Source organism: Bacillus sp. WC2503 (assembly GCF_052682895.1).
Genome location: NZ_JBQYMD010000001.1, coordinates 5,235,336 through 5,262,087, shown reverse-complemented (window position 1 = coordinate 5,262,087; position 26,752 = coordinate 5,235,336). Strand labels below are relative to the sequence as shown.

At 34.8% G+C, this 26,752-nt stretch carries 21 protein-coding genes and 1 pseudogene; 7 read left to right on the top strand and 15 right to left on the bottom strand.

The window, feature by feature from the left end:
• Positions 1–3: 3 nt before the first annotated feature.
• The 5 genes from ACUN26_RS27060 to fdhF all read right to left on the bottom strand — a co-directional run bounded on the left by ACUN26_RS27060 (position 4) and on the right by fdhF (position 8,483).
• Entirely contained in the window at positions 4–1,419 is a 1,416-nt protein-coding gene (locus ACUN26_RS27060) for an amino acid permease (RefSeq protein ID WP_001284896.1), read from the bottom strand.
• Positions 1,420–1,522: 103 nt separating this feature from the next.
• Complete coding sequence (ald, locus tag ACUN26_RS27055) at positions 1,523–2,656, bottom strand: alanine dehydrogenase (protein ID WP_001219740.1); 1,134 nt, start codon at positions 2,654–2,656, stop codon at positions 1,523–1,525.
• A 368-nt stretch (positions 2,657–3,024) separates the two neighbouring features.
• Positions 3,025–4,896, bottom strand: a complete 1,872-nt coding sequence (locus tag ACUN26_RS27050; RefSeq protein WP_001164746.1) for a glycerophosphoryl diester phosphodiesterase membrane domain-containing protein — start codon at positions 4,894–4,896, stop codon at positions 3,025–3,027.
• Positions 4,897–5,051: 155 nt separating this feature from the next.
• Complete coding sequence (locus ACUN26_RS27045) at positions 5,052–5,534, bottom strand: DUF1641 domain-containing protein (protein ID WP_001040512.1); 483 nt, start codon at positions 5,532–5,534, stop codon at positions 5,052–5,054.
• A gap of 12 nt (positions 5,535–5,546) precedes the next feature.
• Positions 5,547–8,483, bottom strand: a complete 2,937-nt coding sequence (gene fdhF, locus ACUN26_RS27040) for a formate dehydrogenase subunit alpha (RefSeq protein ID WP_000840632.1) — start codon at positions 8,481–8,483, stop codon at positions 5,547–5,549.
• A gap of 301 nt (positions 8,484–8,784) precedes the next feature.
• On the opposite strand from fdhF, the gene fdhD reads away from it, so the two are divergent.
• Positions 8,785–9,591, top strand: coding sequence for a formate dehydrogenase accessory sulfurtransferase FdhD (fdhD, locus tag ACUN26_RS27035; RefSeq protein WP_000397290.1), 807 nt, complete (start codon positions 8,785–8,787; stop codon positions 9,589–9,591).
• A 226-nt stretch (positions 9,592–9,817) separates the two neighbouring features.
• Complete coding sequence (locus ACUN26_RS27030) at positions 9,818–10,324, top strand: GNAT family N-acetyltransferase (protein ID WP_000405887.1); 507 nt, start codon at positions 9,818–9,820, stop codon at positions 10,322–10,324.
• A 455-nt stretch (positions 10,325–10,779) separates the two neighbouring features.
• Here ACUN26_RS27030 and ACUN26_RS27025 read toward each other — a convergent pair whose 3' ends face one another.
• Positions 10,780–10,902, bottom strand: coding sequence for a hypothetical protein (locus ACUN26_RS27025; protein WP_001068390.1), 123 nt, complete (start codon positions 10,900–10,902; stop codon positions 10,780–10,782).
• A 329-nt stretch (positions 10,903–11,231) separates the two neighbouring features.
• Here ACUN26_RS27025 and ACUN26_RS27020 point away from each other — a divergent pair, with 329 nt between their 5' ends.
• The 3 genes from ACUN26_RS27020 (at position 11,232) to ACUN26_RS27010 (ending at position 14,219) form a co-directional block, all read left to right on the top strand.
• Positions 11,232–11,903: a response regulator transcription factor gene (locus tag ACUN26_RS27020; RefSeq protein ID WP_000238942.1), complete on the top strand. Its 672-nt coding sequence runs from the start codon at positions 11,232–11,234 to the stop codon at positions 11,901–11,903.
• Positions 11,904–11,967: 64 nt separating this feature from the next.
• A complete protein-coding gene (locus ACUN26_RS27015; protein WP_000041010.1) occupies positions 11,968–13,413 on the top strand; it encodes a HAMP domain-containing sensor histidine kinase in 1,446 nt (481 codons plus the stop codon).
• A 293-nt stretch (positions 13,414–13,706) separates the two neighbouring features.
• On the top strand, positions 13,707–14,219 hold the full coding sequence (locus ACUN26_RS27010; protein WP_000351211.1) for a GNAT family N-acetyltransferase: 513 nt from the start codon (positions 13,707–13,709) through the stop codon (positions 14,217–14,219).
• A gap of 34 nt (positions 14,220–14,253) precedes the next feature.
• On the opposite strand, the gene pdxR is transcribed toward ACUN26_RS27010, so the two are convergent.
• On the bottom strand, positions 14,254–15,654 hold the full coding sequence (pdxR, locus tag ACUN26_RS27005; protein ID WP_000891910.1) for a MocR-like pyridoxine biosynthesis transcription factor PdxR: 1,401 nt from the start codon (positions 15,652–15,654) through the stop codon (positions 14,254–14,256).
• Between the two features lie 120 nt (positions 15,655–15,774).
• Between pdxR and ACUN26_RS27000 the strand changes: the two genes are divergently transcribed.
• Together ACUN26_RS27000 and ACUN26_RS26995 are read left to right on the top strand one after the other, a co-directional pair.
• On the top strand, positions 15,775–16,701 hold the full coding sequence (locus tag ACUN26_RS27000) for a DMT family transporter (RefSeq protein WP_001039212.1): 927 nt from the start codon (positions 15,775–15,777) through the stop codon (positions 16,699–16,701).
• Between the two features lie 116 nt (positions 16,702–16,817).
• On the top strand, positions 16,818–17,342 hold the full coding sequence (locus tag ACUN26_RS26995) for a DUF4871 domain-containing protein (RefSeq protein WP_000719667.1): 525 nt from the start codon (positions 16,818–16,820) through the stop codon (positions 17,340–17,342).
• A gap of 141 nt (positions 17,343–17,483) precedes the next feature.
• Here the strand turns inward: ACUN26_RS26995 and ACUN26_RS26990 are convergent, their stop codons facing one another.
• From ACUN26_RS26990 to ACUN26_RS26955, 8 genes and pseudogenes are all read right to left on the bottom strand, one after another.
• Positions 17,484–18,686: an NAD(P)-dependent malic enzyme gene (locus ACUN26_RS26990; protein ID WP_000892430.1), complete on the bottom strand. Its 1,203-nt coding sequence runs from the start codon at positions 18,684–18,686 to the stop codon at positions 17,484–17,486.
• 59 nt (positions 18,687–18,745) lie between these two features.
• Positions 18,746–20,092, bottom strand: coding sequence for a 2-hydroxycarboxylate transporter family protein (locus ACUN26_RS26985; protein WP_000512713.1), 1,347 nt, complete (start codon positions 20,090–20,092; stop codon positions 18,746–18,748).
• Positions 20,093–20,214: 122 nt separating this feature from the next.
• Positions 20,215–20,922 (bottom strand): response regulator, encoded by a 708-nt coding sequence (locus ACUN26_RS26980; RefSeq protein ID WP_000598683.1) that lies wholly within the window; start codon positions 20,920–20,922, stop codon positions 20,215–20,217.
• Entirely contained in the window at positions 20,919–22,523 is a 1,605-nt protein-coding gene (locus ACUN26_RS26975) for a sensor histidine kinase (protein ID WP_000746368.1), read from the bottom strand. The genes ACUN26_RS26980 and ACUN26_RS26975 overlap by 4 nt, the downstream gene beginning before the upstream one ends.
• Before the next feature lie 78 nt (positions 22,524–22,601).
• Positions 22,602–23,420 (bottom strand): methyl-accepting chemotaxis protein, encoded by an 819-nt coding sequence (locus ACUN26_RS26970; protein ID WP_434087846.1) that lies wholly within the window; start codon positions 23,418–23,420, stop codon positions 22,602–22,604.
• A gap of 120 nt (positions 23,421–23,540) precedes the next feature.
• Positions 23,541–24,443 (bottom strand): annotated as a pseudogene (locus tag ACUN26_RS26965) (HAMP domain-containing protein); the annotation flags it as partial.
• Positions 24,444–24,880: 437 nt separating this feature from the next.
• Positions 24,881–25,627: a C39 family peptidase gene (locus ACUN26_RS26960; protein WP_000619781.1), complete on the bottom strand. Its 747-nt coding sequence runs from the start codon at positions 25,625–25,627 to the stop codon at positions 24,881–24,883.
• Positions 25,628–25,640: 13 nt separating this feature from the next.
• Positions 25,641–26,462: a hypothetical protein gene (locus ACUN26_RS26955; RefSeq protein WP_000728558.1), complete on the bottom strand. Its 822-nt coding sequence runs from the start codon at positions 26,460–26,462 to the stop codon at positions 25,641–25,643.
• Positions 26,463–26,752: the final 290 nt, after the last annotated feature.

The window sequence follows — 26,752 nt, the reverse complement described above, 5'->3', positions numbered from 1 at the left end:
CCTTTAATTAGCTTGATCTAAATTATCCTGCGAACTTCCATCGTCTTTTAAATGACTATGTTTTTTCGAATAAACAAAGTATACAACTACTCCAATTGCTAACCAAATACCGAAGTATATCCATGTTGTTAATGGTAAATTTACCATTAAGAATAGACAACATGCAATTGAAATAATCGGTAAGATCGGTACAAGTGGTACCATAAATCCACGTTGTAATTTCGGATGCGTTTTACGAAGAATGATAACAGTTACACCAACCATGGCGAATGTTAATAACGCTCCAATATTCGCTAAATTCGACAATTCTTTTAAATCGATAAATCCAGCAATTAAAGCACTACCAATTCCTGTTAACCAAACTGAAAATGTTGGCGCTTCAGTCTTCTTGTTAATTTTCGCAAAAGATTTTGGTAATAAACCGTCACGGCTCATTGCGAAGAATACACGTGTTGTCGCATAAATGTAAGCGAAAATTACAGCCATAATACCGATTACAGCTCCAATAGCAATTACACCAGCCACTTTATCTTGTCCTACAACTTCTAACACATATGCCATAGCTTCAGGTACATCTAATTCCTTATAAGAAACCATACCTGTCATAACGAGACAAACTACAACATAAATGATTGTACAAATAACTAACGAGGCAATAATACCAATTGGTAGATCACGTTGCGGATTTTTTACTTCTTCAGCAGAAGTTGCTAATGCATCAAATCCTAAGAAAGCAAAGAATACTGCTGCTCCCCCTGCGAACACTCCACTTAAACCGTAAGGTGCAAATGGTATCCAGTTTTCTGGTTTCACGTAGAATACACCAACTGCAATGAATAAAACAACAATACCAATTTTAATTAATACCATTATGTTATTCACACGCTTACTTTCTTTTGTACCTCGTGATAATAACCAAGTTATCACTAACGTAACGATAACTGCCGGTAAGTTTACCATACCACCTTGCGCTGGAATCGTTAGCAATGCTTTTGGGATTTCAAGTCCCAATCCACTCACTAAATTATTGAAATAACCCGTCCATCCGCCAGCTACTGCGGCAGTCGTTACGACATATACGGATAACAATGTCCATCCCATTAAATGAGCAACAAACTCACCAATTGTTGCATACGAATATGTGTACACACTACCTGAAACAGGGAGTGTAGATGCAACTTCCGCATAACATAAAGCTGCAAATCCACAAACAATTGCTGCAATCATAAATGAAAAAATAACTGCTGGACCAGCATCTCTTGCTGCTACTAATCCAGTTAATACTAGAACTCCTGTACCAATTATCGCACCAATTCCTAGCATTGTTAGGTCGAATGCCCCTAGCGTTTTCGTTAAAGTTTTACTTTTACTTTCCCCTAACAATTGCGTAACGGATTTCTTTTTAAATAGGTTGGCCACGATGAATGCCCCCTTTTGCCAAGAAGAGCTAAGAGGTATTATCTCTTAGCTCTTATCATGTTGTTTTATATATTGTTCGATTTTGTTTTGTATAATGCTTCTATTAGCAAGATACTGTTTCTGCTTCTAATAATTCTTTAGCACCTTTGTACTCTACACCGTGAGCTTCTGCAACAGCTTCAAATGTTACATAGCCATCTAATGTGTTAATACCTTTTAATAATGCAGTGTTGCCTAGGCAAGCAGCTTTGTAGCCTTTGTTAGCAATTTGTACTGCATATGGTACTGTTACGTTTGTTAATGCAAGAGTTGATGTACGTGGAACCGCACCTGGCATGTTTGCAACTGCATAATGAACAACACCGTGTTTTTCGTAAGTTGGGTTATCATGAGTTGTAATACGGTCAGTTGTTTCGAAAATACCACCTTGGTCAATCGCGATATCTACAACAACAGAACCCGGTTCCATTGACTTAATCATTTCTTCTGTTACAAGTTTTGGCGCTTTTGCACCTGGGATTAATACTGCACCAATTACAAGATCAGACTCTTTTACAGCTTCTGCAATATTGTAAGGATTAGACATTAAAGTTTTTACTTGGTTTCCGAAAATGTCATCTAATTGACGAAGACGTTCTGCACTTAAGTCGATGATTGTTACATCCGCACCTAGTCCAACTGCAATTTTAGCAGCATTTGTACCAGCTTGTCCACCACCGATAATTGTTACTTTACCACGTTTAACCCCTGGAACACCTGCAAGTAAGATACCTTTACCGCCTTTGTTTTTCTCAAGGAACTGTGCACCAATTTGTGCAGCCATACGACCAGCTACTTCACTCATAGGTGCAAGTAATGGTAATGAACGGTTTTCTAATTGTACTGTTTCGTACGCAATAGCTACTACTTTCTTCTCGATTAAAGCTTTTGTTAATTCTGGTTCTGGAGCTAAGTGTAAGTATGTGAATAAGATTAAACCTTCACTGAAGTGTTTGTATTCGCTTTCAATTGGTTCCTTAACTTTCATAACCATTTCCATGTTCCAAGCTTCTTCAGCTGTATCAACAATTTTTGCTCCAGCTTCAACATACTGAGCATCTGTGAAACCAGATCCTAAACCTGCACCCTTTTGAATAAATACTTCGTGATTGTTACGAATTAAATGTACAACACCAGCTGGTGTCATTGCCACACGGTTTTCGTTGTTTTTAATTTCTGCTGGTACCCCAATACGCATAATGAAATGCCCCCTTATAATTAACAGAAAAAAGAAAGTCTTTTTTCTTTTTGTAATAATTAATAACTTATGTCCTTATTCTAGCATAACTTAAAAGTTATGAAAACGCTAACATATCATTTTTCTAAAGTTTATATATTTAGAATAGTGTAAATATATAAAACATTGATTCTATTAGGAAGTTCGTTCTATTTCATTATCTATTACTCTATTTTTATTATATCCCTTCAAAATAAGCAGTAATCATTTATTATTTGACAATAATATAACAATGTAAAAACTCCAAATGAAGACGTATACATATACAGTTATTACTTTACACAATATTTTAGAAATATATTCTTTTTACAAAAAACAGCTGCTGGCATTTAGCCAGCAGCTGGATAACTTATAAATAACTTTGAAAACAAATCATCTGTTGTTTCAGTAATTTTATCAAACAGATCACTTTCTTCCGCTTCTTGCTCTTTTAACTCCTTAATTGTTTCACGTGCATCTTCAGGATAATCGGTAATGATACCATCTACGTTTAACTTATAATATGCCTTTAAACTCTCCATATCATTTACTGTCCATACGTAAATTGGCTTATTTAACTTCCTTGCTTCTTTTACTAATTTCTTATTTAACATGTATTCTTCTGCTACATAAAAGTCAGCTTTTACATTCTTTAAGTTAGCTCTACTTGCATACAGTATATATCCTACTTTTATATCTGAATTTGCACGCTTAAACTCTTTAATGAGTGGATAGTGTAACGTTTGAATTACACATTGCTTCTCAAATTCATTATCTTTAATCGCTTTTAATACTTTATTTACAAAGTCTTTTTCGCCCCCATGAAGCTTCACTTCAATATTGAGTTTGATTTTCCCCTTTGCAAGCTTAATGATTTCATCAAGTGTACTTATTTGTCCTGAAAATCCATCTTGACTAAGAGTAAGCTGTCTTAATTCATCCATCGTTAAATCTGACACATGCACATTGGCATTTGCAAGACGTTTTAACTTCAAGTCATGTATAACCGCTAGCTCACCGTCTTTCGTTTGTAATACATCTATTTCAGCGTAGTCTGCTTTTGCATCAATAGCACCTTGCACAGCTTCTTTCGTATTTTCTACCCCTTTTGATATATATCCGCGGTGCGCCATAATAATCGGTTCTTTATACGAATTTGAAATAAACGTTACAATGAAGGCAACGACCATTCCGGCCGTAATAATCCCTACAATATATACACTAATAAATTTCCAGCGATGTTTTTGAAAGAAACATTTATCTGCTTTCGTTTTCGAATAATCTAATCCTTCTTCTAATAACACATCTTCAACCGGAACCTTTTGTAAGTACAATCTTGTTATAGCCATAATATAAAATGGTGTCACAATAAAGCTAAATAAATACAATGTACTTGTTAGGAATACAGAAATCGTTGATTCGGCTAATAACGCAAATGTTCCTTCCGGGTTTGTAAATTCATACACACCCCATAGGCACAATAAATATATTCCAAAAAACAAAATATAAACAATCCCTATTGAAATGAAAAATCCTACTAAAAAGAATAGTACTTTAAAAAAGCTTTCTTTTACTAAAGCTGCACTTTTACGCGCTGCTGTGCGAAACGGCTTTTGTTCTAAAACGACAATAGGTAGAACGAAAATCCAGCGAAGGTTCAAATACGCAACTACGGCAAAGAACGTGTAATAGCCTACTTGTCCCATCGTCGTTTTAAACAGTTCTCCTGTAATAAAGTTAGGAATTTGGATTTGCGGAATTAATGCCGTTTCATATCCCATATTTAAAAGAGGTAATAATACGACAGCATATAAAATAAATCCTGGTAAGCAATATGTGAAAAGCGTAGGTAAGTACGTTACGGTTTTATATAAAATCGGGCGTAATTTCACCTTTTGTCTTTTATGAGCGAAATACGAAATAATAATAAGCACCGCAAATTCCGTAAAGATAAGAAACAGTGCTAACAAGGATAAAATTACGATTGCCAAAATGCCGTATGGTGTTTTCAAAAATGCTAATAATTCATCATTTGTCGCATTTGCGTAACCACCAAAATACAATAATTTATTAAAAATGATCCCAAACAGTGGAACAAACACAATCGCTGCTAACAATTTATAAGCAAGTTGAAAGGTTAATACATTCCAAAAAGCAAATTTTACTGTTTGAAAGGAATGGCTCATTACTCCTGGTATAGATAGTCTTTTACGGTGTTGCATATATTCCTCCACATTCTAAAACGATATTTGAGATGGATTCCACATTTCCATTTCTAATCCATCTTTTTAATAATAATATATTCCGCTTAACATGAACACTCTTATACATACAATGAAAAAAGTGATGGCTATTTCCCATCACTTTTTCATCTACTCTATTTTTTCTCTAATCCTTGCCCAAATGCTTTCAAAAAGCTAAAACCGAATGTAATTGCTCTATTGATATCTGGATCTTTTAATACTTTAAAGAAATCCATCACTTTTGTTTTTTTACCACTATTTAATTCATCTGTTGCAAATTGCAATCCAGTAACTAAACTCGATGTGATTTGTTTTGTTACCTCTGGGTCAACTGAAGATAAAGCCTCTCCTGCCCCCATCATATTGTTCAGTGCATTTTTCACTGGTTCACGATTTAATTGCTCAACAGCAATTTTCGAAACATCTTCTTTCGCAGCAAGTAAACTAATTGCCGCATCTAAAATACCAGCTTTCTGTAATTGCGCTAGTAATTGCATCGTTTCCTCGACTGCTTCACGGTTATTCGCTAACTCCGTGAACAGTTCCTCTGCTAATTGCTGTTTCTTCTCTTCTTCTGTTACAACTTTCTTTTTAATTAACGTAATTTCTTTTGCCACTATCTCCGCCCCCTAGTCCACAAGTGATACGTATTGTTTTCTTTGCCACTTTTGCTGAATTTCAACACCATTTTGTGGATGGCGTTTTTTATCTCGCGGGTTTGAAGATGGTAATGGACGATTTCCTTTTTCACGTAATACGCGCAGTTTCACCATCGTTTGTTTATAAGCTGGTGTACACGTATAAATGTCTGTCGCTGTTCCTGTTAAAATATTAATAGCCTCTTCATTTACTGTCGCATGCATTGGTAAATATAACTCATTTCCCGTTACACGGTCTGTAACAAGTGCTTGTACTTTAATCTTTCCGAACGGCGATGATAATTCTACAAGACCACCATCTTTCACATTACGCTCTTTAGCAAGTTCAGGTGAAATTTCAACGAATACTTCAGATACTTTAGATAAAATACCAGCCGACTTATTCGTCATATTCCCTTCATGGAAATGCTCTAGCATACGACCATTATTTAATAGTAAATCATACTCATCCGGCGCCACAACTGGTGGTACCCATTCATCTAATGATAAACGAGCAAGTTTATCTGGGAAGTTAAATCCATCTACATATAATAGCGGTGTATCGCTACCATCATGGCTACCCCAACATAAACTATTCCATCCTTCTAAACGATCATATGTTGCCTGAGAATATAACGGTGCAAGCGATGCTATTTCATCCATAATCTCACTTGGGTTTTCATAATTCCAATCTCCGCCTAGTGCACGAGCTACTTTTTGTAAAATCCACCAGTCTGGTTTTGAATCACCAAGCGGCTTCAATACTTCATATAATCTTTGAATACGACGTTCTGTATTCGTAAACGTCCCTTCTTTTTCTAAGCTCGGTGCTGCCGGTAAAATAACATCAGCAAAACGAGCTGTTTTTGATAAGAACATATCTTGAACAACAAGGAAATCTAAATTCTCTAAAATATGTTGCACATGGTTCGCATTTGAATCTACTAAAGCCATTTCTTCACCCATAACATACATACCGCGCAGTTTTCCTTCTTCCGCCGCAAGTAACATTGCAATATTATTTAATCCTGGCTCTTTCGGAATCGTCGTACCGTACGCTTTTTCAAATTTAGCACGGAGCGTATCATCAGATACCGCTTGATAACCTGGAAGCCAATTCGGTAAGGTCGCCATATCACAAGCGCCTTGTACGTTATTATGTCCTCTTAATGGGTATGCACCTGCACCAGGACGACGGTAGTTACCCGTAACAAGTAATAAATTTGAAATTGCAGCTGAAGTTGTACTACCACCTGTATTTTGAGTTACACCCATTCCCCAAAGTACACAAGTACCGTCTGCTTCATATACCATACGAGCCATTTCTTTCAGGTTCTCTTTAGAAATCCCCGTAATTTCTTCTGTGTAATCAAGCGAATACTTTTCTAACATTTTGCTATATTCATCAAAGTTCTTTACATTTTCAGCTAAGAACTTTTTATCATGCCAATCTTGATCGATAATATATTTCGTAATACCAGCAAGCCATACATAATCAGTTCCTTGACTCGGATGAACAAATATATCCGCACGCTCAGCCATTTCATGTTTACGAAGGTCTGCTACAATTAATTTTTGTTCGTGTAATTTATGAGCACGTTTCACACGCGTCGCAAGTACAGGATGTCCCTCTGTCGGATTCGCACCAACGATAATAACAAGACCTGCTTCAGCGATATCTTTCACTGTTCCAGCATCCCCACCCATACCGACAGTTTTAAATAAGCCGTCTGTTGCTGGAGATTGACAATAACGGGAACAGTTATCTACATTATTTGTTCCATATATTTGACGAGCTAGTTTTTGCATAAGATAATTCTCTTCATTCGTTACTTTCGAAGAAGAAATAAACCCAAATGCATCGCTGCCGTATTCTGATTTAATATGCTGCATGTTAGATGCAACAACTTCAAGAGCTTCTTCCCAAGAAGCTTCAACAAACATATCTCCTTGGCGAATTAATGGCTTTGTAATGCGATCTTCACTATTTACAAAGTCCCATCCAAATTTGCCTTTTACACATGTAGAGATACCATTAACCGGTGCATCTGAAACAGGTTGTACTTTTAAAATATGACGGTCTTTCGTCCACACTTCAAACGAGCAACCTACACCGCAAAATGTACAAACTGTTTTCGTCTTTTTAACCTTCGTCTTGCGCATCGCAGATTCCACTTCTGAAACTGCTAAAATACTGCTATATCCTGGCTCTACATCTTTTACAAAATCAATCATCGGATCTAACACATCTGGTTTTAATCCTGTCATAAACCCAGCTTCACCTAGCATTGTTTTTTCCATTAACGCATTACATGGACAAACTGTTACACATTGCCCACAACTCACACAAGACGAGTCATTTATACTTACACCATTGTCCCAAATAACACGCGGGCGGTCTAAATTCCAATCAATCGATATAGTTTCATTGACTTGTAGGTTTTGACATACTTCTACACACTGTCCACAAGCAATACATTGATTGGGATCATACCGGTAAAACGGATGTGACATGTCCACTTCACACGCACTTACTTTCGGTTCATACGGGTATTTCTGTTCTTCAATTTCCATCATATGCACTGTATTATGCACTTTACAGTTACCATTATTGTTATCACAAACAGTACAATACAATAAATGGTTCTCTAATATTCGATCCATCGCCTCAGTCTGCGCCTCTTTTGCGCGCTGCGACTGTCTTTCAATATGCATACCGTTCTCTATTTGCGTTGAACAAGCACGCATTAACTTCCCATCTACTTCTACAATACATGTATCACAAGTTTGAATTGGATCTACTTCTGGTACATGACAAATTTGAGGATGTTCCAAGTTACTCTCGTTAAATAATTGTAGTATCGTCTTTTCACCTGATGCAGCAAATTCTTTACCATCAACGGTTACACGGACTGTCTGTTCTGCCATAGTTTCCCCACTCCTTACAACCAACTGTACAACACGTTTATGAATCCGTTTTCAAAAAACAAGTTACTGTACATATTTTTGAAACGCTCTGCTGAAATCCTTTTCTTATGAAGTCGATTCTTGATGTTATAAGGTATAACTACGAAAGCTTGAAAATGTCACTATTCTACAGTTCTATTATATCGTACATATACAATAATAACCAAAATAATCTGTGATTTCCCTGCTAATAGGTGTTTTTATTTTTTCAATGTTTTATGATAAATGTGGGAGAAAAATACATATAAAAGGGGAATTTAATATGGAGTTTACGCAAGAGACATATACGATTGTACGCTATCAATCTGGCTCATTTTCAAAACAAGTTGATGAGATTGTTACAGAATCTCCTATTACTATTAAATTAAATGGTGAAGAATACGTAACAGTTGTATGCACACCAAATTACATTGAAGATATGGTAGTTGGTTTTTTAATTTCTGAAGGAATTATTTCTTCCTATAAAGATGTTGAAGAAATATGGGTTCAAAAAGCGAACGGAATTGTCCATGTAAAATCATCAAAAGTGAATCCACTCTATCAAACTTTATATAATAAACGATACATCACTTCTTGCTGCGGAAAAGGTAGACAAGGTTTTATTTTCGTAAACGACGCCGCAAAAGCAAAAGATTTACATGATATACATGTAAAAATTACTCCTGAAGAATGCTTTTACTTAATGAATGCCTTACAACAATCTTCCACTACATTTCGCCAAACCGGCGGTGTTCACAATACTGCGCTATGTGATCGAAACAATATCCTTATATCAAGAATGGATATCGGAAGACATAACGCATTAGATAAAATATACGGCTATTGTTTACGTAATGATATATCTGTTAAAGGAAAAATTATCGCATTTAGCGGACGTATTTCATCTGAAATTTTACTCAAAGTTTCAAAAATCGGCTGTGAAATTGTTCTATCCAAATCCGCTCCAACAAAACTAGCCTTGCAACTTGCTCATGACTTAGGCATTACAGTCGTAGGATTTATTAGAAATGACTCTTGTAATATTTACACACATCCAAAACGAATTGATGGCTATCAATTGAATGTTTAAAAAATAACTCCTCGATCGAGGAGTTATTTTAGTTATAAAAATGTAATATATTAAGGACTTGAATAGTTAATAAAGTTAATATATAATTTCATTACACAATTAAATCAAAACATTGTAGCATATATCTTTTCATTCTTTTACAAATTAAAAGAGACTGCTAAAAAACGCATACTCAATCTTATAAAAGTAATGGATTTATTTGAAATCCACCAAGGAGGTTACAACTATGGAAATTCGCTTATTAACAACAGAGGACGCAGAAATATATTTAAAAGTTTGTATGGAAGGTTTAACGAAGAACCCGGAAGCTTTTAGCTCTTCTTATGAAGATGTTCTTAAACATGAAAATCCTGTAGCTGCTATGGCAAAAAGATTAAGCAATCCCGATAAGTATACTCTAGGTGTCTTCAACGATAACGATTTGATTGGTATTGCTACTTTAGAAACAAAACCATTCATTAAACAAGAACATAAAGCAAAAATCGGCTCCGTTTTTGTTTCCCCAAAAGCACGTGGCCTTGGGGCAGGACGAGCTCTAATTAAAGCAATTATTGAAAATGCCGATAAATTACATGTAGAACAACTTATGCTCGATGTTGTAGTTGGTAACGATGCCGCAAAAAAACTATATGAGTCATTAGGTTTCCAAACTTACGGCGTGCAAGAACGTTCATTAAAGCACAACGGTCAATATTGGGACGAAGAACATATGGTTTTATTCTTAAATGATTAATACTTCAATATAAAGTGAAACTTTAATTGGTGGGGGTGTCTATCCCCACTGATTATTAATCCACAAATAGCGGGATAGTTTTCCCAAAGCATCTTCTTATTAAGAAAGATGCTTTTTTCATTACAACAATGTAATCTTCATGTCACCTTTATCGATCGTACCAATCCTTTCCATTCATTATACTAAAAATATAAAATGAACGAACAGCATTCAATTGATATGTAGAGGAGAATGTGACATGAAACAAAAAAAACGAGCTATCTTTTTAATATGTGCTACAGCAATGGTAACTTCTGGATTAGCAATTTTACCTTGGTTTATTATATAAAAATATGCCTCTTGATAAAGTAGAACTTTAATCCAGGAAGTCATTCCCCCACTAGTTATTACTCCACACCAATCGGATAAAATAAAAAAAGCTGATTGCTTGTTAACAAGTAATCAGCTTTTATATATTATAAAATCCCCAAAATTTTATTTACGCAACTTATAATAATAATCATAGATACGGCAACACACATTACAACCGTATTACGATCTTGCTTTTCTTTTTTTGAAATTTCTTCTTTTGGATTCATGTGTATTATCTCCTTTTAAAAAAAGTGTGAGATAGGAAATTTTTCTTATCCGATGCGAGGTGAATACGAAAACCCTCTCTATCTCACATACACAATAGAATGGAATTGTCATTTTATAAATAAAATGACATGACGTTATGTCGCAACATAGGGTATTTGTGTCGCTACGTTTTCTATTATAAATAATAGTTGTGCAAAACTAGTGCATTTTTTATGTCAATTGCCCTGAGCGAAAAAATCAGCCATCCATTCAATCACATAAAAAGAGTTTTTTATTATTTTCATGTAAACTATACAAGTAGAATGAATAGTTTGGGGTGCACAAGATTATGGTAAAAATTTTATTAGTAGACGATGAAGAACGTATGTTACGATTGCTAGATCTTTTCTTAAGCCCTCGCGGCTATTTTTGTATGAAAGCTAAATCTGGCCTTGAAGCGCTGGAATTAATCCAGCAAAAAAAATTCGATATTATTTTATTAGATGTTATGATGCCAAATATGGATGGATGGGATACTTGCTATCAAATCCGTCAAATTTCCAACGTTCCAATCATTATGCTAACAGCTCGTAATCAAAATTACGATATGGTTAAAGGCCTTACTATGGGAGCAGACGACTATATCACAAAACCATTTGATGAGCATGTATTAGTCGCACGAATTGAAGCTATATTACGCCGGACAAAGAAAGATGGCTTTGTTAGCTTCAATGGTATTGAGTGGGACAAAACGAAACATACTGTCACAGTGTATGACGAAAAAATCTCACTAACTCCTATCGAATTTTCATTACTTGGACTGTTTTTACAAAATACAAACCGTGCTTACAGCCGAGATGATTTAATCGAAAAAATTTGGGGCTATGAAACAGACATCGAATATAGAACGATTGATTCGCATATTCGCAATATCCGTGATAAATTACGTAAAAAAGGATTTCCAGTCGAGGATTATTTAGAAACCGTTTATAAAGTCGGATATAAATGGAAAAGTGAATAATTATTTAGGTCAGTGGAAATATCATACCACTGACCCTTTATTATGAATAAGGTATGGTGGGAAAATGAGTAAACTTTCACTTAAAATTGGGACATACTTTTTAATATTAGCTTTATGTATTGAAACAATTGCTTTCGTATCCTTTTACAAAAGTATTTCAAAAATGCGGATTACAGAAGAAACAGGTGCTCTATTAGAAAAAGGCAATCGGTATCGTGACAAAATTGTAAACCGCGCAAAATGGAATGAATATTCTAAACAAAAACCAAACACCGAACGACCTAAACGCCCTTGGTATCAAGAGTTCACTATCGAGCATGCAGCTGAAGAATTAATTGGCTCAGAATTAATTGCTAACACCGATACCACTATCATTATAACTGACAAGAACGGCAAAATTATTTCCACCTCAGAACCCGTAACAAAGGAAATGCAAAAACAACTTATTTGCAAAACGAAAAATATCCCCCAAAACGGGGTGATCGTAGAAAAAAACTGGAAAAAATCGAAATTCATCTCTACAGTAAGCCCACTTGAAATAACTGGATTTCAAGGTAACTTACATATGTTATTAAAGACATCTTTTTTAGAAAATATGTTAATTAAACTCATGGACCAATTTCTTATCATCAGTATTTTAACAATTATTTTAACAACGATTTCTGTTTTTGTTTTTTCTCGAGTTATTACAGAGCCGCTTATAAAAATGAAAAGAGCGACCGAAAAAATTTCAAAATTAAATAAGCCAATTCAATTAGGAATTAAACGAAATGATGAACTTGGAAGTTTAGCAAAAACGATTGAAGATTTATCGAGTGAACTTACGTATATGAAAAAAGAACGAAATGAATTCCTCGCTAGTGTTGCTCACGAATTATTAACTCCATTAACCTATATGAAAGGTTATGCAAAGGTAGCAAAGAGAGACTCTTTAACGAAAGAAGAACGCGAAGAATATTTACAAATCATTGAGGACGAAACGGATAGTGTAACCGATCTCGTACAAGATTTATTTATGCTTGTACAATTAGAACAACACCAATTTGTTATTAAAAAACAAACGATGCTTCTTCAACCATTTTTAGAAAGAATGGTTGAAAAAACAAAAACAACATTAACGAACAAACAAATGCAACTTCATGTATATTGTAAAAACGATTTAGAAGTTTGCATAGACGAAAGACGCATGGAACAAGTTATGTTAAATTTATTGCATAATGCTTATCAGCATTCACCAGAAAACACTACTATAACAATACGTGTACTAACGGAAGCAGATTATTTTACAATCAGTGTACAAGATGAAGGTGAAGGTATTCCAGAAGAAGATATCCCGCATATTTTCGATCGCTTTTACCGTGTTGATAAATCCAGAACAAGGGCTACTGGAGGAAAAGGTATCGGACTGGCTGTTGCAAAGGAAATTGTAGAATTGCATAACGGTTCCATTCTAGTAACAAGCCAATTAGGAGTGGGAACAAACTTTATAATCGAGATTCCTTTTGAATAAGATGCGTGTGAAAACACCAGTAGTAGTAAACACTACTGGTGTTATTTTGTTCATAAAATCTGCCCTTAGAAGCTAAGCTTTTGAAATTATTCTTATTTCAATATAAAATAAAGTGAAACTTTAATCCATGGAAAGGTTCACTCCATGGATTATTAGTTGAACCAATCGGGCATTTACGGGCAGTTACCTCCCACCTAACTTCCGCGCATTCGCCGAATTTTAAAATTGGAGCCTTACTGCCCGCGAATAGCGTAGTAAAGGTACATTTGTCAAAGATCTGGAGGGTGATATAATTGGATATCCATGTATTAACAAAAGACGAAGCAGAAATTTACTTAGAACTTCGCGTAGAAGGATTAAAGCAAAACCCTGAAGCTTTCAGCTCTTCTTATGAAGATATTATTAATAAAGAGTGTGCTATTGAATATAAAGCACAAAAACTAGCACAAGACGAAAACTATACACTAGGTGCATTTAAAGACGGAAAATTAATCGGAGTTGCTACACTGGAAACGAAACCATATGTAAAACAAGAACATAAAGCAAAAATTGGTTCCGTATATGTGTCTCCAAAAGCACGCGGACTTGGAGCAGGAAAAGCACTTATTAAAGAATGTCTTGAGCTTGCTAAATCTTTAGACGTAGAACAAGTTATGCTTGATGTTGTTGTCGGAAACGATGGTGCGAAGAAACTTTATGAGTCATTAGGCTTTAAAACGTTTGGTGTACAAGAACGTTCACTGAAATATAACGGACAATATTGGGATGAAGAGCATATGGTCTTATTCCTAGATGAAAATAAATAATAAAAAACATCCTCTCATATATGAGGATGTTTTTTTACTTTTTTATAAACCATGCCTTATTTAATAATTGAATCGCTTTCGCAATTTCTTCTTCTGATAAAATCGCAAATCCAAGTAGTACTATATTTTCAGGTGCAGTACCGTCTTTATAGTACGTAGACACAGGGTATATTTTGATACTATGTTTCGCAGCTTCTTTAATTAATTCTTTTTCCCGCATTCCATTATGCACCTTTAATAAAATGTGCAATCCTGAATCTTCTCCTATCACTTCAACACGATTTGAGAAGTACTTTTCTAGTTCAAAAACAAGTCGATCTCTCTTCTTTCGATAGACGACACGCATTTTATGAATATGTTTTTCCCAATATCCTTCATTTAAAAACCTTCTAATCACTTCTTGGTCCATTCTTGAAACACTTTGTGTATAAAATAAATATTGTTGTTGATACTTTTTAATCAATTTCTTTGGTAACACCATATAGCTCATCCGTAATGATGGCAACAATGCTTTCGATAGCGTCCCCATATAAATAACTTTCCCGTCTGTATCTAACCCTTGCAGTGCCGGTATAGGTTTTCCCGAATAGCGAAATTCACTATCGTAATCATCTTCAATAATATACCTACCTTCTTCTTTCTTCGCCCATTGTAAAAGCTGCATCCTTCTCGTGATAGGCATAATCATTCCGCATGGGAATTGATGGGATGGAGTTACAAATACAATATTTGCATCGCTATTTTCTAAATCTGCCATACAAATTCCGTCCCTGTCTAAAGACAACATTTGAACCTTCTCTTCTCCCTGTTCAAAAACAACCATTTTCCTATGATAACCTGGGTTTTCAACTGCATAATTACTTCCTTTTAATAATTGAAACAGTAATTTCACTAATATTTGTGTTCCCGCTCCTAATACGATTTGACTAGCTGCACAACGCACACCTCTAGATTCATACAAATAGTTCGCAATTTCTTCTCTTAAGCTCCATTCTCCTTGTGGGTGACCAAGAAAGAGCAACTCATTATTATGAGGCTGCCATACATCATTTATAATTTTCCGATACATGTTGAACGGAAAAGCATTTGTATCGACTCCTGTTTGTGTGAAATCAAATTTATAATCCCTCTCCTGAAAGGGTACTTCTTCTATTCTCTCTTCGTTTTCTTCTACATGAACCATTTGCTCAATCTTACATACAAAATAACCTTTTCTCGAAATTGATTCAATATAACCTTCTGCAAGTAATTGCTCGTAAGCTGCCTCTACTGTATTTTTACTTACTTGTAAATGTGTTGCTAACTTTCGCTTAGCCGGTAACTTCGTAAAAGATAGAATCGTTCCATTTTTAATTTCTTTTTTTATATACTCATACAACTGCACATACAATGCCTTCTTACTATTCATATTTAAATTAGGCGTTAATTCTAACATAATATCTGACCCCTTAATAAAACTAAAATCTGATACTTTTTACAGTACCAGATTTTATATATAATTCCTTTTATCATGTCACACAAAAAAAATCAAATACTAAAGAGGAGATGCATGATCATGAACAAAAATAGACGTATTGGACTCATTATGATTATTACAGGAGCCACATTATGGGGATTATCTGGACCGATGATTCAATGGCTATTTCAACATACGAACGTATCATCAATTGATTTTTTAACAATTCGCTTGTTGCTTGCAGGAGTATTTATTTTGTCTATCTTACTAATAAAGAAACAAAACATATTTCAAATTTGGAAACATCCTAGACATTCTATACAGCTTATTATTTTCTCTATTCTTGGCATGCTCGGCGCGCAATATGCCTTTATCGAAACAGTTCATATTAGTAATGCTGTCACAGCAACACTCTTTCAATTTCTAGGCCCTGTTCTTATTACAATGTATGTTGCATTTCAGAAAAGAAAATTCCCTGCTTCTATACAACTACTTGCAATTATAACTGCGCTAACAGGAACATACTTTATTATTACAAATGGCTCAATCGAAAATATTGTTTTATCTAAATCAGCCATTATTTTCGGACTATTAACGGCAATTGGATTTGCATTTTATACCCTTCATCCAGCTTCTCTCATTAAAGAATGCGGAACAACTGTAGTAATTGGTTGGGGGATGTTAATCGGAGGAATTGCACTACTTATTTATAATCGTTCATTTGGATGGAATCAATTTTCACAAACTCTTACACTAAAAACTTTTTCTATGCTTATTCTTATCATTATTAGTGGGACCCTTTCTTTCCTTCTTTATATTGGTAGTCTTAAATATTTAGCAGCAACAGAAACAAGTATTTTATCTAGTATTGAACCACTTGTAGCAGCCATCGTTTCAATCACTTGGCTAAATGAATCGTTTGGATCATATCAATTATTAGGCGGCGTATGTATCGTTCTGTCTGTTATTTTTTTGACGATGCCTCAAAAAGAGACCGAGCCAACCTACACAACTGAACAAATATAAAAAAATGTCAAAAGAGGTCGTACAAAACTTACGACCTCTTTTTATACTTTAAAGGAATTGTCCCGCTATCTAGCAAATACAATTACACTAACAATAATAATTAGGAGCGTGGCACCATGAAAAAAATCGGAACTATGCTACTTTTCTCCTTTCTCATCACTGGATGCACACAGGCTCAACCTGATTCAAAAGCACTAAAAAAAGAAGCCATAGTAACATCATCATCTCAGGTTAACGCACCTTCCTTTTTTCATCTTAGTGTTTTAAAAGATGTAAATTGGGAAGAAGCGCCCTCCTTCGTAGACGGAAAGATACCTTTAAAGGGGATTGAAAGAAGAATTGCAATTGCTGATACATCTATTGTCGCAAATGAACAAAATGAAATTATGTGGTACTTTCTAGATCCTGAAATACCAACTGGAAATGTATCTATTATCGCGCTAAAACAGGGATCTGTAACTCCAACACCAATACTCTATCAACAAGAAACTTCCAAACAAACTTGGACTACTTCAAATACAATCGATTCTACTACAAACGAACTCCCTCTCACTATATCGCTACCTTCATCCGGATTATGGGTATTAAATATATATGTGAATGAAAAATATTATGATCAATTTGTAATCACTGTTGAGTAAGTTGTCAAAACTAATCTACTTCCTTGCATCCACTGAATTTTGGGCGGGATAAATAATGCGGGAGCACGAATAACTCTACACTTCTTCATTATTTTGATTTCTTACCTCAAAAAAGCAGTGCCTTGAAGGCACTGCTTTTTACTATTTATAACTTGGCATTTTCGTAATTTGTGCCACACCTGAATCTATGGCTGCTTTCGCTACTGCTTCTGCAACATTCGGAACAACTCTTTTATCTAATGGATTTGGAATTACATAGTTCGCACTACGCTCTTCGTCCGTAATTATGTTAGCGATCCCATATGCTGCCGCTAATTTCATCTCTTCTGTAATATCAGTCGCGCGTACATCTAAAGCACCACGGAATATACCAGGGAACGCTAATACATTATTTACTTGATTTGAATAATCAGAACGACCAGTTCCAACTACAGCAGCTCCAGCTTCTAATGCATCTTCTGGGAATATTTCTGGAATTGGATTTGCCATTGCAAACACAATCGCTTTCTCATTCATCGTCTTTACAAATTCTTTCGTTAATACGTTAGGCGCAGATACGCCAATAAAGATATCAGCCTGATGAATCGCTTCTTTTAATGTTCCACGCACATATTCTCGATTTGTCTTCTTTGAAACTTCAATTTGCGCTTCGTTCATCCATGTTTCACCTTCACAAACAATACCTTCTAAGCTAACTAACGTAATGTGTTTTGCACCAGCTTTTAATAATAATTTTCCAATTGCAATTCCTGCCGAACCCGCACCGTTAATAACAATTTTCACATTATCCATTTGTTTACTTACAACTTTTAATGCATTAATAACAGCTGCTAAGACGACAATAGCTGTTCCATGTTGATCATCATGGAATACAGGGATATTCGTTTCTTCTTTTAATCGTTTTTCAATTTCAAAGCAACGTGGTGCTGCAATATCTTCTAAATTAATACCTGCAAATGTAGGTTCTAAATTTTTCACAAGGGTAACGATTTCATCCACATTCGTCGTCCCTAAACATAACGGGAAAGCATCTACATTCGCAAACTTTTTAAATAAAATACTTTTCCCTTCCATAACAGGCATAGCCGCTTTCGGTCCAATATTCCCTAAACCAAGTACTGCTGTTCCATCTGAAACAACTGCAACCATATTCCCTCTTGCTGTATAGTCATACGCTGTTTCTTCATCTGCTGCAATTGCTTTACAAGACTCCGCTACACCTGGTGTATAAGTCAGGCTTAAATCATCCGCTGTATTAACTTCTACCTTACTTGTAATCTCAATTTTCCCTACCAACTCTTTATGCAATAACAATGATCTTTCATTAATTTGATTTTCTAACATACTTATAATCTCCCCTTAATTTGACAAGCTAGCTATATGAATATAGCTAGCTTGTTTGATCATGAAAACATTGTTAATAAGATTGTCGCTGTTACAACCATTGCTGCCCCGCCTAAACGCGTCGAAATTTGTGCGAAAGGCATTAATTCCATACGATTTGAAGCTGATAAAATAGCAACATCTCCAGTTCCGCCTAAACCGCTATGACATCCAGTTACAATTGCTGATTCAACTGGATACATTTTCATCACTTTTCCTATAAGAAAACCTGATGCTACCATTGTAAGAACAACCGATGCACAAACAACAACATATCCCACTGAAAGAACTGCCGCTACGTCTTTTAACGGAATATATAGCAATCCTAATCCGACCATTAACGGCCAAGTTAAATTCTTTGAAATAAATTTATATAAATGGAATGCTCCTTGCTCCATTTTTGCTGGCATTAGTTTAAAGTATTTCACAAGTGCTGCTGAGAAAATCATAATGATTGCCCCAGGAATACCGATGAACTTAGAAGCAAACCCTCCGAAGATAAAGAACGTACATGCAATTAATAAACCTGCTCCCATTAATGAGAAATCAATTGGCTTCTCTGTATTTTGTTCTTTTAATAATTCTGCTTGATTGTCTGTTTTCACTAATACACCATTACCACTAAGCTCAGGTCTCTTCTCGCCTAAACGCTTCATATACCCTGCACTCACGATTGCAAACATATTCCCAATAATAGCTGCCGGAATAAGCTGTGATACGAATGTTGCTGATGATTCATTTAAAATGTCACTGTATGCTAATGACAATGGTAAAATCCCTTCTCCAATACCACCGCTCACAATTGGTACGATAATAAAGAAGAATGTATGCTTCATTTCAAACCCGAATAGTGAACCGACCAATAATCCTACTGCTACAGAAGCTAATGTTCCTACTACTAAAGGAATAAACATACGAACGAAACCTTGCACTAACACTTTACGATTCATTCCTAAAATACTTCCGACTACTAAACAAGAAATATATAAATATAAAAAGTTCGATTTTTTCATTAACATAGTCGCAGCTTCCATTGAAGCTGGATTCATCCAGTTAAAAAATACAAGTAATGATGGAATAAATAATGAGAGAATTGCTGGACCACCGATATTTTTTAAAATTGGAATTCTCATCCCAATGTCACCTAAGAAAATACCCATGATCATAATAACTGCAAAACCACCAATCATGTCTGCTGGCAATTTATTATATACAGATGCCCCATAAATAATAGCAGCCAATACTACATATAACGGTAAAGGTATAACACCGATTTTAACGTTCATAATTTTAGAAGCGAAAGATTCATTTTTCAATTCATTTCCTTCAGCAAATGATACCGCTTCCACATTCTTTTGAATTCCCATATGGCACCCCCTTGTTTTCTTAATAACAATATTAAAACGCTTTCAATAGTAAAAATAGTTTTTGTAAGTTTTGTAATTGGTTTTGTAATTAAAAAAAGTATAAGCGACTTATAATAAGTCGCTTATACGTAAAAACCTATTTTATTTTGATCAACACATCTTAATTTACTTACAGGTCTTCCCACATGCTGATACACCATTTCGTTTTCTAACACTCCAATTTCAGTCAAAAACATTACATACTTTCGAATAGAAACTCTTGAAATTCCTACTAATTGTGCCATTTCATCTGTTGTAAACGCTCGTCCATTCAGCGACTCGATCTTCTGCCAAATTAATTGCAACGTTTGCTTCGTTAATCCTTTCGGGAGCTCTTTATTGACAGTAGGCTCTCTTTTTTCTTTTTGTAAAATTAACGAATCTAATTCCGATTGACTAATTTTTTGTTGTTCTTTCATGAAAGTAAGTTTTTCTCGATATATAGTTAATGCATCTTTAAATCGTTCAAATGTAAATGGTTTAATTAAATAATCTACTACGCCATATTGTAATGCTTTTTTAATACTCCCCATATCATGTACAGCTGAAATCATCATAATATCGATTTCTTTTTCTTGGTTCCGAATATACATTAAAAGCTCAAATCCAGTCTCTTCAGGCATAAAAATATCAAGTAAGACTAAATCTATTCGTGATTTCTCTAATACTTCTATCGCCGATTTTACTGAGTTAACTGCTTGAACAAGTTCGAATCCTCCTACTTGCTCTAAATAATGTGTATTTAACATTGCTACCATCGGGTCATCTTCTACAATTAAAACTTTAATCATATTTGCTTCTCATCCCTACCTTTAGGTATTTCAATTGTTATCGTTGTTCCCTCTCCTAATAAGGAGGAAATGTGAATCTCCCCATTTATTCGCTGTATACTTTCTTTTACAAGATACAAACCATAACCGCGATTATCCCCTTTTGTGGAATAACCTTTTGTAAATAATGCATCCACTTCGTCTTCTTCTATACCTTTCCCCGTATCTTGCACTGTAATAGTTAATGTATTCTGATATTGCACCCCAATTTCAACTTGTTTCTTTTTGCAATGTATCACTGCCTCTAATGCATTATCTATTAAGTTCCCTACAATCGTAATAAGTTCATGAGTAATACTTTCATCATATATTTCCGGCAAGTAAGAATCTTCACTTATAATTAACTTAATATTTTTCTCCCTAGCATAGCTAAGTTTACCTAGTAAAAAACCAGCAAATACTGGACTTTTTATTCTTTTCATAACTCCACCAATTTCATATTGATGCTCTGATACCATGCCACTTATATATTTTTGTAATTCTTCATATTGTTTCATATGTGTAAGCCCTAATACAACATGCATTTTATTCATAAACTCATGAGATTGTGCCCGTAATGCTTCCGCATATAGCCTAATACCAGTTAGTTCCTCTGCTAGTTTTCTAATCTCTGTTTTATCACGAAATGTTGCAATTGCGCCAACTATTTCTCCTTTTACATATAAAGGAACACGATTCGTCACAATCGTAATTCCGTAAATATTTTGTTCTTCGTTTAATTGTACCTCTCCCGTTTGCAATACTTCTTTTATACGCGAATTCGGCATATATAGCTCAACGTCTTTACCTATAAAATCTTCTTCAAGTCCACTTTTTTTAAATAGACGTTTCGCTTCATTATTAATTAACGTTACTCTCGCCTCTTTATCTACAGCAATAATGCCTTCCTTTACAGATTGTAACATCGTATTTCTTTCTTCAAGAATTTTCGCTATCCTGTGCGGCTCAAGACCGAATAAACTTTTCTTTATATGTCTAGCTAGCAATATTGCTCCTATAATTCCGACTAGTACTCCAACTCCGACACCGATATAAATAATATGTCTACTTTCCTTAACTCTCTCTTTTACATTATCTGCCGAGATACCAACGGCTACCGCTCCAAGTTGTTCACCTGTTTCAGAAAATATAGGTACAAACACTCGCATTGAAATACCTAACGTTCCTTCTGCTAGCGATACATGTTCCTTTCCTTTCAATGCAGGCCCTTCATCTCCTCCAATAAAATGATGACCTATTTTTTGAGGGTTTGGATGTGATTTTCTTATTCCATTCATATCCATAACTACAATAAATTGAACACCTGTGTTTTTTAATATTCTATTTGTATACGTTTGAATTGCAGAAGTATCTGCTTTTCCAATCAAACCATCGATTACAATCGAATCATTTGCCACAATATGGGCAATCGTTTTTGCTTTCTCTGCCTGGCTATCCTCCGTTGTCCGCTCTACATTATGACTAATTAATATATCTGTAACAAGTAAAGAAAAAATTACAACTGTACAAACTAGCAATGTAATCGTTTTCCATAAATTCCATAGTTTTTTTCTTTTTTTCATCCCACTAATGACTCCCCTAATTGCTGAATAGAAAAATAAGTAAGGTGATATTATTTTCACCTTACTTATTTGCTGTTATTATACTTTAAATTTACTAGTCATTGCTTGTAGTTCTTCGGCCATCTCAGCTAAGTTTTGCGAAGCTGAACTAATTTCTTCCATCGAATTTACTTGTTCTTCTGTTGACGCTGCAACACTTTGCATACTAGCTGTATTTTCTTCTGCAGCCGCTGCAATTTCATCAATAGCATTTGTCACTTCATTTGCATCTCCAGCGATTCTCCTCGTTGTTTCTACCATTTGATTAACTTGAGAAACAATATGAGTAGTAGAACTTAAAATTTCTGTAAAACTTACTTTCGTTTTTGTTACAACATCTAAGCCTTGTTGAACTTCCCCACTCACATTATCCATTGCCTTAACAGTATGTTCAATATCAGCCTTAATTTCTGCAATTAAATTTGCAATCTCTCCAGATGATTCTCCTGATTGCTCTGCTAATTTTCTAACTTCATCGGCTACAATAGCAAATCCTCGTCCCTGTTCACCTGCTCTTGCTGCTTCAATAGCCGCATTTAAAGCTAATAAGTTTGTTTGAGTTGCAATGTTTTGAATTGCTTCAGAAATAGCTCCTACTTGCTTTGACTTCTCATCAAGAAGTTTAATAATAGCATCTGAATCGGATACCGATCTAGAAATAGACTGCATTTGTTTTGCGGTTTGTTCAACTAAATCTTCTCCCTCTTCAGCTCTTTCTCGCGCATGTAATGAGGAAATAGAAATTGACTCTGCGCTTCCAGTTACATCTTGAATTGCTGTATTTACTTGTTGTAATGTAGCCGCGCCTTCTTCAACACCTTGGCTTTGTGACTCAGCCCCACCTGATACTTGTTCCATTGCAATTGTAATTTGATCTGTCGCATCATTCGCTTGCTGTACGCTCGCTGTTAACTCTTCTGCCGATGCTGCAACATGCTCTGCCGAAAAGCTAATTTGGGTAATCACATCTTGTAAAGACGTAGACATTTCATTAAATGAATTCCCTAGTTTCCCTATATCATCCTTGGAGTGGATTGTAATTTTCTCGGTTAAATCTCCCTTACTAATTTTATGTGCCGATTCAGCTATTTTTCGTAATGGCCTTGTAATAGAATTTGTAATGAAATAAATTAATACACTACCAAATGCAATAGCGATAGCTATGACAATCAAAGTCTTATAAAACACTGGACTGGCAGCTTGCATAATTTCTTCGTCAAACATAACTCCAACTATTTTCCATCCTGTTTTCTCATTTGTTGCAAAGATTAAATTCTTTTTATCATCTTGTTCTGTATAAGATACATTTCCTTGTTTGTCTTCATAAATTGGTTTAATCCAAGGATCAGTAACCTTTGAACCAGGCTTTCTAGACGGATGACTAACAATTTGCTTATTTTGATCTAAAATAACTGCATAGCCTTTTTCACCAATATTAATCATTTTTGAAATCTTTAGGATGTTATCCAAATTCAAGTTAATACCTATAACACCTTTACCATCTTTTACTTCTTTAGCAATTGTTACTACCATATTTTTTGTAGATGCCGATTGATACGGTGCAGTAACAATTACCTTTCCTTTATTTTCCTGCGCTTCTTTATACCATGATCTATCTGTTGGATTATAGCCATCAGACATTTGAATAAATGGTTCTCTTATAAACTTCCCCGTCTGCGCTCCAATATAAATACCTTCTACTTCTGGATGAAGCTTTATATATTGTGCTAACTTCGTTCTTACTATTTCTTCTTGTCCATTTGGATATGTATCCTCTGTTAAGATGTCTGCAAAGTACGTCGCATCAACAAATTTCTCTTCTATATTTTGAGAAATAACAGTATTTAAAACTGAAATATTCTCCTTTGCTTTATCTGTCATTTGATGTTCAAAATTTGTTTTGGCAGTTTGATATGAAACACCACCGATAATAAGTCCTGGTATAGTTAAAATAATAAAAAATGAAATGATTAATTTTTTCTTGATACTCATACATTTAACCCAGTTAAATATATTTTGCATAATAAGCCTCCTTTATGTAATGTGAATACTTGTGTAATTTTATACAATCAACATACATAAAACAATATATAATGATAAATTGTATTTTTTTCGTCGATTATGCATTTTTACATATTCACTACTTCTAAGCATTTTAATCATAAAAATAAGAGAACTTTAGCATTATATATGCTAAAGTTCTCTTATTTCTTAACAGCTTCTATTCTAAACAAAACACCCTACAAAACTTTTCTTATAATTCCTTAAACCTCTATCCTTCACCTTATAGCTATATTGTTAAAACTCTCCATCCTAATTTATTTAGAGCTCTTTACATAACTAATTGCCTGACTCCCCATTTGCACCCATGCCTGTTCAAAGTTTTCTCTTGGTACTTTCACATCTAAGCTATCATCAAGCGGGTCTCGAATATATACAGATTCCTTATCGTACCCAATAAGTACAACACAATGTTCATTATATGTAATAGAAACATCCCCACTATTTGTTTTCCATGTAGTAAATTCATCTTCATCTAAAGGAGCATATGTTGCATTTGTAATCATGACTACCGGTTGCCCTGCTTTTACACTCTTATATATTTCCTCTATACTCTTTCCTGTTAAATCCACAGCTTTATTAGATAAATATTTTTTCGCTAACTGAAAAAGTGGCCCATGATATACACCATAACCGGATTCAGAAAAGGTATAAATATTTCCTACAAACCCTTCATTCGGATTTCCGCGTACACCATCAACCATAAAATCAACTTTTTTTATTTCATTTGCTAATTTCATCTTATCTACTGAAACGCCTGCGTATTGTAACATCATTGCTAAACTTGTCACTTCACACCCTCTATCCAGCTCTGGTAACTGCTGAATTAAAGGCACATTTGATAAGAGGATCTTTTCATCATTATTACTAAACTCCGTTCTTTTTCCGCTTTGTATGAAGGATGTTAATTTCTCCATATACTTTGTGATTCCATTTGTATATACACTCCATACTGCTACGCCAAGTAAAGCTATGCATATATACCACTTCAATTTTCGTATCACTCTCACGCCCTTTTTAATTCGTTAAATAAGAATAAAACGCGTCAGCATCCGTTCGAACCATCGGTACAAAATTTAGTTCTTTTCCTTTTTCAGGCTGATCTCTTTTTATTTTTTCTGCTAATTCTTGAATGTTCATATTCATTTTGTCCATATTAAGCTCATCTGCCAATTGTAGCACTTTTTGTTCATTAATTTCTCTTAATACTTGATATATATCTTTACCATACAAATCAATATGATATTTTTTTGCTTCTGCCTGTACTTTTTGTTCGTACACTTCTTGCGCTAACTCTTCTATCTCTTTTCCTTTTTGAGAAATATCTAACTTTCCTGCTTCTTCTCTTACTTTCGTTCCATAAATTTCTTCCGCAACCTCTTCTATTTCTTTTCCTTCAGTCGAAACGCCTAATTTCTCTGCTTCCTTATTAATTTTGATTGCATTGATTTGGCTTATTAAATCCACAATCGATTTGTTCTCTACAGATATCCCTAAGTTTAACGCTTCTTGCTTCACTTTTGTTTCATAGATTTCTTCTGAAAGAATTCCAACATCTTTTCCTTCAATCGAAATTCCTAACTGTTCTGCTTCTCTGCCTACTTCTGTTTCATGAATTTCTTTTTCTAGCGTAATTTGTTCTTTTCCTTCCGTTTCAATACCTAATTTCTCTGCTTTTTCTTCTGTATTTATTACATGTATCTTTCCATTGTTTAATTGCTCTTTACTGCGCTGCGCATAGTCTGTCTTTCCTTTCGATGTTTCAGAAGGAGAGGCACCGCCTAATATACTTAAACTCATTACTCCAATAGTGAATACCATCATCATTTTCTTTTTCAAAATTAATTCCTCCCTCTTATACTTTCTTTCCCATCATTCCCATAAAGTGAAACTATACTCAATGGGAAGCTTCATCTTCCACTGAATATTAGCCTTCACCAATCGAGTATTTCCGGACAGCCCGACTCCAGCCGAGTTTTACTGTCCACAAAATAGCGGGATCATTTTTTAAATACTATACATACATCTCATCACTGCCTGAGATAACATTATGATCGAGAAAATTTACTCACATACACCTCTATAATCTCTTCTTCATGTAACAATTTTTCTTTATGCAATACATAATA

Excerpts from the sequence above, each read along its gene's own strand:
- ACUN26_RS26970 (WP_434087846.1), bottom strand. The coding sequence starts at position 23,420 with ATGGAACAAGTATCAGGTGGGGCTGAGTCACAAAGCCAAGGTGTTGAA.
- fdhF (WP_000840632.1), bottom strand. The coding sequence starts at position 8,483 with ATGGCAGAACAGACAGTCCGTGTAACCGTTGATGGTAAAGAATTTGCT.
- ACUN26_RS27015 (WP_000041010.1), top strand. The coding sequence starts at position 11,968 with ATGAGTAAACTTTCACTTAAAATTGGGACATACTTTTTAATATTAGCT.
- ACUN26_RS27000 (WP_001039212.1), top strand. The coding sequence starts at position 15,775 with ATGAACAAAAATAGACGTATTGGACTCATTATGATTATTACAGGAGCC.
- ACUN26_RS27050 (WP_001164746.1), bottom strand. The coding sequence starts at position 4,896 with ATGCAACACCGTAAAAGACTATCTATACCAGGAGTAATGAGCCATTCC.
- ACUN26_RS27020 (WP_000238942.1), top strand. The coding sequence starts at position 11,232 with ATGGTAAAAATTTTATTAGTAGACGATGAAGAACGTATGTTACGATTG.
- ACUN26_RS26975 (WP_000746368.1), bottom strand. The coding sequence starts at position 22,523 with ATGAAAAAAAGAAAAAAACTATGGAATTTATGGAAAACGATTACATTG.
- ACUN26_RS26990 (WP_000892430.1), bottom strand. The coding sequence starts at position 18,686 with ATGTTAGAAAATCAAATTAATGAAAGATCATTGTTATTGCATAAAGAG.
- ACUN26_RS27025 (WP_001068390.1), bottom strand. The coding sequence starts at position 10,902 with ATGAATCCAAAAGAAGAAATTTCAAAAAAAGAAAAGCAAGATCGTAAT.
- ald (WP_001219740.1), bottom strand. The coding sequence starts at position 2,656 with ATGCGTATTGGGGTACCAGCAGAAATTAAAAACAACGAAAACCGTGTG.
- ACUN26_RS27030 (WP_000405887.1), top strand. The coding sequence starts at position 9,818 with ATGGAAATTCGCTTATTAACAACAGAGGACGCAGAAATATATTTAAAA.
- ACUN26_RS26995 (WP_000719667.1), top strand. The coding sequence starts at position 16,818 with ATGAAAAAAATCGGAACTATGCTACTTTTCTCCTTTCTCATCACTGGA.
- pdxR (WP_000891910.1), bottom strand. The coding sequence starts at position 15,654 with ATGTTAGAATTAACGCCTAATTTAAATATGAATAGTAAGAAGGCATTG.
- ACUN26_RS26980 (WP_000598683.1), bottom strand. The coding sequence starts at position 20,922 with ATGATTAAAGTTTTAATTGTAGAAGATGACCCGATGGTAGCAATGTTA.
- ACUN26_RS26985 (WP_000512713.1), bottom strand. The coding sequence starts at position 20,092 with ATGGGAATTCAAAAGAATGTGGAAGCGGTATCATTTGCTGAAGGAAAT.
- fdhD (WP_000397290.1), top strand. The coding sequence starts at position 8,785 with ATGGAGTTTACGCAAGAGACATATACGATTGTACGCTATCAATCTGGC.